Below are 12672 nucleotides of genomic sequence, written 5' to 3' on the forward strand. Positions count from 1 at the left end.
GTTGTGGTTCATGACTACTACTGAGGTTGCGCAAATAAATCGAGTTGCTGCGTGACCAAGGCGGAGCGCACCGAGCCGGCCCCAAACAGAATCTGGCGGCGCACCTGCTGCTCGCTCAGCTCGCCGATAACGGGCTGGTGCTCGCCCTGGCAGGTGAGGAAGTACTTGGCGCGCTTGAGCACCACGCCCAGCTGGCGCAGGGTTTCCATGTTGAGCGTGGCGAAGCGGCGGGCCGCGATGATGCGCTTGGCCGAGCGCGCGCCCACGCCGGGAATGCGCAGTATCATCTCGTACTCGGCCGTGTTCACGTCCACCGGGAAAATGTGGCGGTTGCGCAGGGCCCAGGCCAGCTTGGGGTCAATTTCGAGGTCGAGGTGCGGGTGTGCCGGGTCCAGGATTTCATCGGCCTGAAAGCCGTAGAAGCGCATCAGCCAGTCGGTCTGGTACAGGCGGTGCTCCCGGATAACGGGCGGCTGGGTCACCTGCGGCAGGCGGGCGTCGTCGGTCACGGGGATATAGCCGGAATAGTACACCCGCTTCAGGCCGTAGCCCTTATATAGGCTGTCAGTCAGCTTAATAATCTGCAAATCCGTCTCGGCGCTGGCCCCCACGATGAGCTGCGTGCTTTGGCCGGCGGTGGCGAAGGCGGGCACTTTCCTGAACAGCGCCTTCTCTTCCTTGTTCTGAATAATGCCGTCCCGAATCTGGCCCATCGGGGTCAGGATTTCGGCGTAATTCTTTTCCGGGGCCAGCGTGGTCAGGGCCAATTCCGAGGGCAGCTCGATATTCACGCTGAGGCGGTCGGCGTAGAGGCCGGCTTCGGCAATGAGCTCAGGCGAGGCGCCGGGAATGGTTTTGACGTGGATGTAGCCGTTGAACTTGTGCTCGGTGCGCAGCTTTTTCACAATGCGCACGAGGCGTTCCATGGTGTAGTCGGGGCTGGAGAAAATACCGGAGCTCAGGAACAGGCCCTCGATGTAGTTGCGGCGGTAGAAGTTGATGGTCAGGTCCACCACTTCGTCCACGGTGAAGGCGGCGCGCTTCACGTCGTTCGAGCGGCGCGACACGCAGTAGGCGCAGTCGAAAATGCAGTGGTTGGTGAGCAGAATCTTGAGCAGGCTCACGCAACGGCCGTCCTCGGTGTAGCTGTGGCAGATGCCCATGCCCTCGGCATTGCCGAGGCCTTTGTTCTCGTTTTTGCGCTTGCCGCCGCTGCTGCTGCACGATACATCGTACTTCGCGGCATCGGCTAATATACTTAGTTTCTCCTGGATGCGCTCGTTCATACGGAAGGGCTTGCTTTCGGGCTTAAAAGTACTAAACGTTGGCTAAATAGCCACTAGCTTTCAAGCTAATTTTATTGGAAATAGTTTCTCTTTTATAAAAAATAGCTGCTGTTCGGCTGGCCCATTTGGTTAGCAAATAGTTGGAGATACTGCGAACGGCTGAGGCTTGTTTTCGTACTTTGTGGCGTTGCGTGCCATTATGAGGTTTTCTGGTTTCTTTCTGTTTGTCGTGATGGGGCTCGGGCTGCTGGCCCGGCCGGCGCGGGCGCAGACGTTTGACCCGCGCTCGGCCATCCCGCCCGACTCGCTGCACGCCACCAGGAGAATCCTACCCTTCCGGCCCGACTCACTCCGCCGGCGCTTCGACGAGGAACGGATGCTGGACCGGCTGAAGGCCTACTCGCGCCGCAAAACCATCGCCGGGCGTGCCATGTCGGCCCTGTTCAACTTCACGAAGCGCCAGGAGGAGCGCGCCGGCCTCGACGCCGTGCTGCTGGACCGGCAGTTCGACAGCCACAGCTTTAAAATTGTGCGGCGCGTGACCATCCGCACCCTCGACGCCTTCGGCTACAGCATCACCGACTCGACCCGCCTGCCGCGTACCATCCTCGAAAAATCGGGCAATACGCTGCATATCAAAACGGCCCGCTCGCGGGTGCGGCAGGTGCTGCTGTTTCGGCCCGGCCAGCTCCTCGAACCGCAGGCTCTGGCCGAATCGGAACGCCTGCTGCGCCAGACGCCCGAGATTCTGGACGCCCGCGTGCTGGTGAACGAGGCCACCACCACCCGCGACAGCGTCGACATTGAAGTGCTGACCAAGGACGTGTTCAGCATTACGGCGGGCGTGGAGCTGGGCTCGGCCACGGCGGGCCTCGTCACCGCCGGCGACGACAACTTCCTGGGCCTGGGCCACCAACTCGAAAACGCCTACCGCTACGGCCGCGGGCTGAGCACCGAAAACAGTGAACAACCGCAGCAATGGTCCTACGAAGGCAGCTACACGGCTCCGTTTCGGCATTTTGTGTACGCCCAGGCACGCTACCGCAACGAGTACAACTACCGCTCAGGCAATGTGTCGCTGCGCCGCGATTTCTACTCGCCCAGCACCCGCTACGCCGGGGCATTCAACTACAATAACTTCAATCAGGACGTGGCCCTGCGTGCCCCGCCCGCCGGGCAGCCTTACGTTTACTTCCCGTTGCGCTACACCGTGCAGGATGCCTGGGTGGGCCGCTCGCTGCGCCTGCGCTCCTACGACTTGGGCTACGAGAACCCGGCCCGCGTGATTGTGGCTACGCGCCTTATCAACACCATTTATGGTGTAACTCCCACCCCGGAGTACCGCAACAGCACGCTGCTGCTGGGCACGGTGGGCTACTCGGTGCGCCGCTACTACAAGGACCGGTACCTGTTCGGCTTTGGCCGGACCGAGGACATTCCGGCGGGCACGCTGCTCAGCTTCACGGCGGGCTACGACTACAACAGCACCGTGCCGCGCCGCTACCTCGACGTGCGCGTGGCGGCCGCCACTTTCAGCGCCCGCAGCGGCTACCTCTACGCGGCCATCGACCTGGGCTCGTTTCAGCGGCTCAACCAAAGCCGGGGCTGGGAGCAGGGCCTGCTCTCCACCGAGTTTACGTCCTTCACCAAGCTCTACCACGTTGGCAACTGGCAGTACCGACACTTTCTGAGTAGCAAGGGCACCATTGGCTTCAACCGGCGGCCGGGCGAGTTGCTCCAGGGCATCACCAATGAGCGGGGGCTGCGGGGCTTCTCGCCGGGCCAGCCGGTGCTGGCCACCAGCCGCTTCGTGGTCAACTACGAAACCACGCTCTTCACACCGCTCTCGCTGCTGGGCTTCCGGCTGGCGGGCGTGGCCTTTGCCGATGCGGCCTGGGTGAGCGAAAAGCCCCGCGGCGGCTCGCCCTTCGGCGACGCGCCCTATACCGGCTTTGGATTGGGCCTGCGCTTTCGCAACGAATACACCGCCCTGCGCACCTTCCAGCTACTCATTGGCTACTACCCGCGCGGCATTACCGCGCCCAACGGCGTGCGCATGTTCGAAACTGCCCGCGAGACCGTCACCTTCACCGATTTCGGGCTTGGCGCCCCCGGCACGGGGCAGTATCAGTAAGAGTAAGGCCTGTTGATTGGGTCAGCAAAAGATTAACGAATAATAGAGAACGTCAGGCCTCGGCTGCGCCCGGCCTGACGTTCTCTATTATTCTGGCTAGCGCTCTGAGTTGAAGGCAATGGGCACGGTGCAGGCCACGCGCACCGGCTGGCCATTCACCCGGCCGGGCTCCCAGTTCGGCATCAGCCACACCAGGCGCAGGGCTTCATCGTTGAGACCGTTGCCGGGGCCGCTCATCACGTGGGCATCCTGCACTTTGCCCGTGGCGCTGAGCGTGAAGCTGACATATACCCGCCCCGATACGCGGCGCATCAGCGCCTGCTGCGGGTAGCGGATATTCTTGCTCAAATAGGCCGAAAAGGCCTTATCTCCCCCTGTGAACTGGGGCCGTACCTCCGGGTTGATGTACACCGAATCAGGAGAAACCGGGGCCGCTGAGGACTGCGGCACACTCAGCACCGAAGCCGTGGCGCCCGACTGGGCGTGGCCACGGCCAACTGCCAGCAAGCTCACCAAAACGGCGAATAAAGAAAAGCGTAACGACTGCATCATAATAATGGAGACTAATCACGTGGAAAATAAAGGAAGCAATGCACTAAAAAGCGTAATGCTCAGTAACGAAATAAAGGTACAAGCGGATTTTGATAAATTGTCTTTTCGATAGAATCATAACACGCCTCTTAGTCAACGCACATTAGTACCTCGCAAGCTGAGGCAGGCTTAAAAATGGAAGAATACACGCATACAAACAGCCGACCACTCAATCCGTAACTATTCAAACTGCAAATATTAGTACTCTAAGTAGTAAGCCATTAAATTATTCTCAATTTAATAATTTAATAATTTCAAGATATTACATTACGGCATAGGGTAGCATCGCTGTGAAATCAAATTAGCTGACTACATTTGTCATCGTAAATCGACGATAAGCAAAATATTTAGTGTGATGGCATCTAATAAGCGCGAACAGTTCACGGCAGCCCAGCAGCAAACGGCGGCCATTGCCAAGGCGCTAGGGCATCCGGCGCGGGTAGCCATTATGCAGCTGTTGGCCCAGCGGGAAGCCTGCGTGTGCGGCGAGCTGGTGCTGGCCCTACCCCTGTCGCAAAGCACCGTGTCGCAGCACCTCAAGGAGCTGAAAGCTGCTGGACTCGTGCAGGGCGAGGTAGACGGGGCGCGGGTGTGCTACTGCATCGATGTCGCGGGCTGGGCGCTGGCCCGCCAGCTGCTCGGGGACCTGCTGGCTGAGCTGCCGACCGCAACGGCAGGCCCCACTAACTGTTGCTAAATTTTTCACTCCTTCAAAAAATACGCAAAGCCATGAAAGTATCCGAAATGAAGCAGGCACTTGCCAAACTGACTGCCATCAGCTTCACCTTGCCGGACGGCACCGTGTTACCGGCGCATTTCCACGTGACGGAAGTTGGCTTGGTAACCAAGCATTTTATCGATTGCGGGGGCGTGGAGCGCCGGGAAACCGTGGCTAATTTCCAGCTCTGGGAAGCCGGCGACTACGACCACCGGCTCGCGCCGCAAAAATTCCTGGATATCCTCCAGCTGTCGGAGAAAATTCTGGGCGGCATGGACCTGGAGATTGAGGTGGAGTACCAGCAAGCCACCATCAGCAAGTTCGGCCTGGCATTCGATGGCACCGATTTCAACCTAACGGCCAAACAGACGGCCTGCCTGGCGCAGGATGCCTGCGGCATTCCGCCCCAAGCTATTGCGCTGCCCCAGTTGCAGGTCATTGCCTGCGCACCGGGTGGCGGGTGCTGCTAAGCCGTTGGCTTACGGACCTGTACAATAGAATACTCCAACTGCTGCTACTCATCACGCCATGACGCTACATCCCTTAACCGCCGCGCACTGGCCCCAGGTGCGGGCCATTTACGAGCAGGGCATCGCCACGGGCAACGCGACGTTTCAAACCCAGGCCCCGGGCTGGGACGAGTGGGACCCGGGCCACCTGCCCCACAGCCGCTGGGTGGCCCTGGATGCCAGCTACGGGGGCAGCGGGCAGGTGCTGGGCTGGGCCGCGCTCTCGCCCGTGTCGGGCCGGTGCGTATACGGCGGAGTGGCCGAGGTGAGCGTGTACGTGGCCGGGGCTGCCCGGGGCCGCGGCGTGGGCCGGCAGCTGCTGGCCGCGCTGGTGAGCGCGTCGGAGCAGCATGGCATCTGGACGCTGCAGGCCGGCATTTTTCCCGAAAACACCACCAGCATCAGCATTCACGCCGGGGCGGGGTTTCGGGAAGTGGGCCGCCGCGAACGGATTGGGCAGCTGCATGGCATGTGGCGCGACACGGTGCTGCTGGAGCGTCGCAGCGCCATAGTCGGGGCGGGCACGGGGGTTCCTGCTTCGGTTTCAGCTGCTTTTTCTGCCGCCTCATGACCCGCTCTGCTCATACGGCCGCGCCCGCCCCGGCCACGCTGGCCCGCAAAAAACTCTCGGGCCTGGACCGGGGCCTGACCCTCTGGATTGTGCTGGCCATGGCGCTGGGCGTGGGGCTGGGCTACTTCGTGCCCGGCATCAACGAAGCCGTGAACTACTTCTCGGTGGGCACCGTGAACGTGCCGCTGGCCATCGGCCTGATTCTGATGATGTACCCGCCGCTGGCCAAGGTGAAGTACGAGCAGCTGCCGCGGGTTTTCCGCAACACGCGCATCATCGGGCTGTCGCTGTTCCTGAACTGGGTGGTGGGGCCGCTGCTGATGTTTTTTCTGGCCATTTGGCTGCTGCCCGACAAGCCCGAGTACATGATGGGCCTGATTCTGATTGGCATTGCCCGCTGCATTGCCATGGTGCTGGTGTGGAACGACCTGGCCGACGGCAGCCGGGAGTACGCGGCCGGGCTGGTGGCGCTCAATTCCATCTTCCAGGTGCTGTTCTACAGCGTGCTGGCCTGGCTGTTCATCACCGTGCTGCCGCCCTATTTCGGGCTCAAGGGCTACGCGGTGCACATCGGCATCGGGGCCATTGCCCAGAGCGTGCTGGTGTACCTGGGCCTGCCCTTCGCGGCGGGGTTTCTGTCGCGGCTGGTACTGCGGCGGCTCCGGGGCAACGACTGGTACGAGCAGGTGTTCATCCCGGCCATCAGCCCGGTAACGCTAGTGGCCCTGCTGCTCACCATCGTGGTGATGTTCAGCCTAAAAGGGGCTACCATTGTGCAGGTGCCCCTCGACGTGCTGCGCATTGCCCTGCCGCTGGCCCTGTACTTCGGCATCATGTTCGTGCTCAGCTTCGCGGCCGGCAAGTGGCTGGGGGCCGACTACGCCGAGAATGCCTCCATTGCCTTCACCGCCACCGGCAACAACTTCGAGCTGGCCATTGCCGTGGCCATCGGCGTGTTTGGCTTGAATTCGGGCCAGGCTTTCGCCGGGGTTATCGGGCCGTTGATTGAGGTGCCGGCCCTGATTGCGCTGGTCAACGTAGCTTTTTGGTTTCGCCGCCGCTGGTACGGCGGCCGGAGCGTGGCCGCCCCGGTTTAATTTTAAGAACATGCAAACTCCTTCGCTAAGCACCCTGGGCACCGTAGGGCTATGGGTAACGGCCCTGGCTTCGCCCTGCTGCTTTCCGCTGCTGGCCGTGGGCGCTTCCGCCCTGGGCCTGGGCAGCTTTGAGCTGTTTGGGGGCTGGACGATGTACGTGTTTCAGGCCCTGGTGCTGCTGAGCGTGGCGGGCACAGCGGCAGCGGTGCGGCAGCACGGGCATTGGGGGCCGCTGGCCGTGGCCGCCGGGGGCGCGGCCCTGATTATGAGTGCCTACTACCTTGATTTTTCCCTGCCCCGCGTGTATGCCGGCATGGTGGGCCTGCTAGGGGCCGCCGCCTGGACTCACCGGCTCACCAAGTCGACCATGAACCAACCCCTCGTACTGCAATCGCGGCTGACGTGCCCGACCTGCGGGCACCAGCAAACCGAAACCATGGCCACCGATGCCTGCCAGTATTTCTACGAGTGCCCCGCGTGCCGCACGGTGCTGAAACCCAAACCGGGCGACTGCTGCGTGTTCTGCTCCTACGGCACGGTGGCCTGCCCGCCGATTCAGCAAGGCCAGGCGTGCTGCTAGCCGCCGGCCCTCACCCATCCTACCAACCATGACGAACCCTCCGAACATTCTGGTGCTCTGCACCGGCAACTCCTGCCGCAGCCAGCTGCTGCACGGCTACCTCACGCAGCTGCTCGGCCCCCGCGCCGGGGTGTACAGCGCCGGCATCGAAACCCACGGCCTGAACCCCCGCGCTGTGCGCGTGATGGCCGAAGACGGCATAGACATCAGCCACCACACCAGCAACCACGTCGACGAGTACGCCGCCGTGCCCTTCGCCTTCGTTATCACGGTGTGCGACCACGCCAACGAGGTATGCCCGGTGTTCCCATCTTCGGCCCAAAAGCTGCACCACAATTTCCCCGACCCGGCCAAGGCCACTGGCACCGAGGAGGAAATAATGGCCCAGTTCCGGGCCGTGCGCGACCAGGTGAAGGCCTACGCCGAGGCCTTCGTGCGCGGGCCATTTGCGGCGGCCTAGCCGCGCTTTGGTACTGGTTGCGCAGTGCGGCCCGCGGGTCCGGCGTTCGTGGGGCTTCTACCAACCCGTTTTCTTCATGACTAACCTCGTGACCCAAGCCATTGCGGCCAAAACCATTGCCGACGCCCTCAAGAGCATCCGCGATGCCCGCGCCGCGCTGGCCCTCCTACCTCATTTCGCTCACGCCCGCTGAGTGCGCCGCCCTGCCCAAGATGGGCAACAAGTCGCCGGCCAGGGCAGGTGCAAAGCCAAGCCCGTCACCGGCTAACTCTCAGAACCGAACCAGTTGCCCTTTTTCGGCAAGTAGTTCGGGTCGGACCCCAACCGGTTCAGCAAAAAGGGCAGTCGGTTCCTCTTTTCCGGAAACCGACTGCCCTTTTTCGGCAACTCCCTTCGCTTTGCAGGCAACTGGTTGGGGTCGGAGGGCAACTGGTTATGCTTTTTGGGCAACTGGTCGGGGTCGGAGGGGAAGCAGTTGCTATTCGCGTAAATATTTCTACTGAACCAGACATCTTAATCAGGCAGAATTACGCCAATAGGCTTGAACCCGCACCTGCTCCCCTTTGACGGAAAGCAACGGCAGCCAAGGTCCGAGCCATAGCGGGTTACAGCTTGCCGGGGTGTCATTTTCGGGGGTCAGCACCACTTCTTTCCCAAGCGCCTGGGAGAGCCGCGTCAGGTAATTCATCAGCTGCTGATGGACTGCGTAAGAAGTGATTTTTTGCGGGTCGATGTCATTCTCCACCTCATCATCGCGGAAGAAATGGCAATTGACGCCTAGTTCGCCAACGAAGAAAGTTGCCCAGAGCATATTGGCCTGGCCGTCGCCATCCCAAAAGGCTTCTGCCACTGCAAAATCAATCTGGCTTTGACTGGTATCATTGCCATCAAAGAATTCCACTTGGCAATTAGCATTGACAAAATCAGCCCAGATTTTCCAGTCTGCCCTACTGGCATCCAGCACGTAGATGTCGCGCCACGAGCCGTCTCCGTAATACACGTACTGTTGCAATTCCTCCCAGCTCACGGCTGCAATGGACACTAAGTCATTCATTATCGAACAGAATAGGGATGAGTGGCACAAAGCTGCTACTGTTTCTTGTAGCAGCCGCCACGCGAACCGACCTTTGCAGCTTTCCCAACTTAAAAACCGCACACTATGGCCACCCTCCTCCTCGGCGATTACAACGACCTCGAAGTAGCCCGCGAAGTAGATTTCGGCCTCTACCTCACCTCCGACGACGGCGACCTGCTGCTGCCCGAAAAGTACGTGCCGGTGGGCACCCGCGTGGGCGACGTGCTCCGCGTGTTCGTGTACCGCGACTCCGAAGACCGCCTCATTGCCACCACCCTGCGGCCGCTGGCGCTGGTCAATTCCTACGCCGCCATGACCGTGAAGGACCACGGCCCGGCCGGCGCGTTCCTGGAATGGGGTCTCGAAAAAGACCTGCTCCTGCCCTTCCGCAACCAGCGGCGCGACCTGCGCACCGGCGAGCGGGTGTTCGTGTACGTGTACCTCGACGAGGAAAGCGACCGGCTGGTGGCCTCCACCAAGTGGAAGCAATTCCTGGGCAATGAGCCCTTCGTGGGCGAGCCCGGCGACGCGGTGAGCCTGCTGGTAGCCGACGAAACTGAGCTGGGCTACCCCGTCATCGTGAACGGCACGCACCAGGGGCTGCTGTTTCACAACGAAGTGTTCCGGCCCCTGCGCCTGGGCGAGGCCCTGCCCGGCTTCCTGCGCCAGGTGCGCGCCGATGGCAAGCTCGACGTGCGCCTGCAAAAGGAAGGCTACGGCGAAGTCGAATCGGCCACGGATACGCTGATGAAAGCCATTCAGGCCGCTCCCGGTGGCCGCCTGCCGCTCGGCGACAAGAGCCTGGCCGAAGACGTGTACCGCCGCGTGGGCATGAGCAAGAAAGTATTCAAAAAAGCCCTGGGCGCGCTGTTTCGGCAGGGCCTGGTGCTGCTGGAACCCGAGGCGACGGTGCTGAAGTAGTACCTGGCATTGCGAGAAGGCACGACATTCGACGCATCAAGCGGCGTCAATCCGTTCTGTAGCAGCGCGACACCCGCTGATGAACCAGACTCCTTTTCTGGCGTAAGCACTCAGAACCACAAGAACTGAGTCACATTATCAGGTTAGTCGCGGAGAACAGGACGGATTGCCGCGCTGCCGCTTAATTCGCGGAATGCTCGCAATGACAATTCCGTCCCTCTCTATGCGCAAAACCGCTTTACTCGCCGGGGCCACGGGCCTCATCGGTTCGAAACTATTGCCGCTGCTGCTGGCGTCGGAGCGGTATTCGAAGGTGATTGTGGTGGGGCGGCGGGTGCTGCCCCTCACGCACCCCAAGCTCACGCAGGTAGTCACGAACCTGGATAAGCTCCACGACGTGCGCCTCCAACTCATTGCCGACGACGTGTTTTGCTGCCTGGGCACCACCATGAGTCAGGCGGGCTCCAAAGAAGCATTTTATAAAGTCGATTTCCTGTACGTGGTGACGCTGGCGGCCCTGACGGCGGGCAATTTTGCCACGCAGCTCCTGGTAGTGTCCAGCATGGGGGCCGATGCCGACAGCCGCGTTTACTACAGCCGCGTGAAGGGCGAAATGGAAGCGGCCGTGCGGCAGGTGCCGTTTCGGGCCATTCATATTTTCCGGCCCTCGCTGCTGCTCGGCGAGCGGGCGCAGCCCCGCCTGGGCGAGCGGGTGGGGGCCGTGGCGCTCCGGCTACTGCAGCCGCTGCTGCGGGGGCCGCTGCTCAAGTATCGGCCGGTGAGTGCGGCAGCGGTGGCGGCCGCCATGCTGCGCGCCGCCGAGGAGGATGGTGGCGGCGTGCGCGTACACCTCTCCGATGAGCTGACGCAAATGCCCAAGGTGTAGCCCTCGCCAATTGCGCCCCCAAGCTCGGCAGTAAACTTCTTGGTACAGGAGTAACCCCACCGTAGTTTAAGCAGCAAAAAGCCTCTCCAGCTATTGGCGAGGCTTTTTGTTAGATTACCCCAACCAACGCTCTGCAGTCGCTACCAGTCGTTGTTGAGCCGTGCCATGCGTAGGCCTGATGGCCGGCGGCGCGTTCGGCCTGCTTTTTTGAAAGCACACCGAACGCGTTTGATGCGAATCGCGGTGCCGTCGTCGTGATGTAGATTTTTTACTGCGGCCAGACAACCATTTTTGCCCCAGCTGAATCATTGCCGTACTTTCGTTACTTACCTCTTCCACATTTTTTCCTTTCCTTCCAATGCGTACACTTCGATACTTTCTCTTATTGACGGCCAGCGTGCTGCTAAGCGCCGAGGCCTGGGCCCAAAAGCCGGTCAACCATCTGGAGACGGCCCTGGCCAAGCTGCGCCCGGCCGCCGTGCGGGCCGCTGGGCGCGGCACGCAGCAAACCGTGAGCCGCCCAGGCCGCGCTGTGCAAGCCAATTGGGACACCAACACCCAGGCTTGGAGCACGGCGGCCGTTGTGGAAACCTACGTCTACGACAGCCGGGCCAACCTCGTGCAGGAGGTCTTTGCCGACTCGGCCACGACCCGACTCACCAGCCGCAGCCTGTATACTTACAACGCCCAGAACCGTAATACCGAGGAGCTCTACCAGCAGTGGCAGAACGGGGCCTGGGTGAATACCGGCCGCTTCGTAACCACCTACGATGCCCAGGACAACCCCACCCAGGAGCTGGACCAAGAGTGGCAAAATGGGGCCTGGGTCACCGCGCACGGCTACCAGTACCTGAACACATACAGCAACAATGTGCTGACCGAGCAAATAGAGTTGCGCTGGAACAACGGCGTGTTCGGGAACAGCCAACGGCTGCTGTTCACGGTGGCCAGCGGGCAGTGGACCGACGTGGTGCAGCAGCTGTGGAAGCTAGGGGCCTGGGAAAACGAAGCCCGGTTCGTCGGCATCGTTTGGCACAACTGGCCGGCCCAGCAGCCCGCTTCCCTCCGGGAGCAGGAATGGCAAGGCGTTTGGGAGGACGTGCTGCGCTACACCTTCACCTACGCGCCCAACGGCACCGTGGTGGAGTTGGAGGAAGAAGCCGTTGGTCCGGGCACCTGGGCCCTCAGTGCCCGCTCCACCGATACTTTCGACAGCTTCGGCAACGAGCTGGGGTTCCGGTCTGAGTCACGGCAGGGCACGGCCTGGGTGCTGGAGTTTGAGGACCGCAACCTGCTGACCTACACCGCCGCCAACGACGTGCGCCGCCGCGTCAGCCAGCGCTTCGGCAGCAACGGCGGCAGCACGGGCTTCGAAAACCAGGAGCGGGTGCACTACTCCAACTTCCTGAGCATTACGCTCGGCACGGCACCCGCGGCCCTCGCGGCCCAAACCCAGCTCTATCCCAACCCCACCACCGGTACCGCCACGCTCGTACTGGCTGGGCTGAAACAGCCCGGCGGGGTACGGGTCGACGTGTTCAACACCCTGGGCCAGTTGCTGCTCCAGCGCACCGCTCGGCCCGGCGCGGGCCTCGTGAGCGAAACCCTCGACCTGCACGGCCTGCCCGCCGGGGTGTACTCGGTGCGCCTGCACACTCCAGAAGGCACCATTGTGAAGCGCTTGGTGAAGGAATAGCCCACAGCAGCCACTCCCGACGAAACGAAAAGCCGCTCCAGTTACTGGGGCGGCTTTTTTGGGATTTATTCTGATGGGGCATTCGGTTCGGGCAAGGCCGACGCTTTGACGCCATTGGCTGGCGCGGGTTTAGCAAAGCGCCGGAGTA

General features: G+C 61.6%; 13 protein-coding genes and 1 pseudogene. 11 read left to right on the top strand and 3 right to left on the bottom strand.

The annotated features are described in order from the left end of the window. Positions 1-17 precede the first annotated feature (17 nt). Positions 18-1286, bottom strand: a complete 1269-nt coding sequence (locus IEW17_RS12835; protein WP_188562448.1) for a putative DNA modification/repair radical SAM protein — start codon at positions 1284-1286, stop codon at positions 18-20. A gap of 199 nt (positions 1287-1485) precedes the next feature. Between IEW17_RS12835 and IEW17_RS12840 the strand changes: the two genes are divergently transcribed. Continuing rightward, positions 1486-3420 (top strand): BamA/TamA family outer membrane protein, encoded by a 1935-nt coding sequence (locus tag IEW17_RS12840; protein WP_188562449.1) that lies wholly within the window; start codon positions 1486-1488, stop codon positions 3418-3420. A gap of 96 nt (positions 3421-3516) precedes the next feature. Here the strand turns inward: IEW17_RS12840 and IEW17_RS12845 are convergent, their stop codons facing one another. Continuing rightward, complete coding sequence (locus IEW17_RS12845; RefSeq protein WP_188562450.1) at positions 3517-3972, bottom strand: energy transducer TonB; 456 nt, start codon at positions 3970-3972, stop codon at positions 3517-3519. 394 nt (positions 3973-4366) lie between these two features. Here IEW17_RS12845 and IEW17_RS12850 point away from each other — a divergent pair, with 394 nt between their 5' ends. The 7 genes and pseudogenes from IEW17_RS12850 to IEW17_RS12875 all read left to right on the top strand — a co-directional run bounded on the left by IEW17_RS12850 (position 4367) and on the right by IEW17_RS12875 (position 7946). Continuing rightward, complete coding sequence (locus IEW17_RS12850; protein WP_188562451.1) at positions 4367-4708, top strand: ArsR/SmtB family transcription factor; 342 nt, start codon at positions 4367-4369, stop codon at positions 4706-4708. 32 nt (positions 4709-4740) lie between these two features. Beyond that, positions 4741-5199: a DUF6428 family protein gene (locus IEW17_RS12855; protein ID WP_188562452.1), complete on the top strand. Its 459-nt coding sequence runs from the start codon at positions 4741-4743 to the stop codon at positions 5197-5199. A gap of 58 nt (positions 5200-5257) precedes the next feature. Further along, positions 5258-5809, top strand: coding sequence for a GNAT family N-acetyltransferase (locus IEW17_RS12860; protein ID WP_188562453.1), 552 nt, complete (start codon positions 5258-5260; stop codon positions 5807-5809). Further along, positions 5806-6906, top strand: a complete 1101-nt coding sequence (arsB, locus tag IEW17_RS12865) for an ACR3 family arsenite efflux transporter (protein ID WP_188562454.1) — start codon at positions 5806-5808, stop codon at positions 6904-6906. The genes IEW17_RS12860 and arsB overlap by 4 nt, the downstream gene beginning before the upstream one ends. Positions 6907-6916: 10 nt before the next feature. After that, positions 6917-7246: pseudogene (locus IEW17_RS21485) on the top strand (MerC family mercury resistance protein); the annotation flags it as partial. A 27-nt stretch (positions 7247-7273) separates the two neighbouring features. Then, the gene (locus IEW17_RS12870) at positions 7274-7486 is read left to right on the top strand and encodes a GDCCVxC domain-containing (seleno)protein (RefSeq protein ID WP_188562474.1); all 213 of its coding nucleotides are present in this window, start codon (positions 7274-7276) and stop codon (positions 7484-7486) included. A 28-nt stretch (positions 7487-7514) separates the two neighbouring features. After that, the gene (locus IEW17_RS12875; RefSeq protein ID WP_188562455.1) at positions 7515-7946 is read left to right on the top strand and encodes an arsenate reductase ArsC; all 432 of its coding nucleotides are present in this window, start codon (positions 7515-7517) and stop codon (positions 7944-7946) included. A gap of 517 nt (positions 7947-8463) precedes the next feature. On the opposite strand, the gene IEW17_RS12880 is transcribed toward IEW17_RS12875, so the two are convergent. After that, a complete protein-coding gene (locus IEW17_RS12880) occupies positions 8464-9000 on the bottom strand; it encodes a hypothetical protein (protein ID WP_188562456.1) in 537 nt (178 codons plus the stop codon). A 105-nt stretch (positions 9001-9105) separates the two neighbouring features. On the opposite strand from IEW17_RS12880, the gene IEW17_RS12885 reads away from it, so the two are divergent. From IEW17_RS12885 to IEW17_RS12895, 3 genes are all read left to right on the top strand, one after another. Next, positions 9106-9942, top strand: coding sequence for a CvfB family protein (locus IEW17_RS12885; RefSeq protein ID WP_188562457.1), 837 nt, complete (start codon positions 9106-9108; stop codon positions 9940-9942). Positions 9943-10165: 223 nt separating this feature from the next. Next, positions 10166-10828 carry an NAD-dependent epimerase/dehydratase family protein gene (locus IEW17_RS12890; RefSeq protein ID WP_188562458.1) on the top strand — a complete coding sequence of 221 codons (663 nt, stop codon included), beginning with the start codon at positions 10166-10168 and terminating at the stop codon, positions 10826-10828. 358 nt (positions 10829-11186) lie between these two features. Further along, positions 11187-12524 (top strand): T9SS type A sorting domain-containing protein, encoded by a 1338-nt coding sequence (locus IEW17_RS12895; RefSeq protein WP_188562459.1) that lies wholly within the window; start codon positions 11187-11189, stop codon positions 12522-12524. The last annotated feature ends 148 nt before the right edge of the window (positions 12525-12672 follow it).

Source organism: Hymenobacter frigidus (assembly GCF_014640435.1).
Classification (GTDB): Bacteria; Bacteroidota; Bacteroidia; order Cytophagales; family Hymenobacteraceae; genus Hymenobacter; species Hymenobacter frigidus.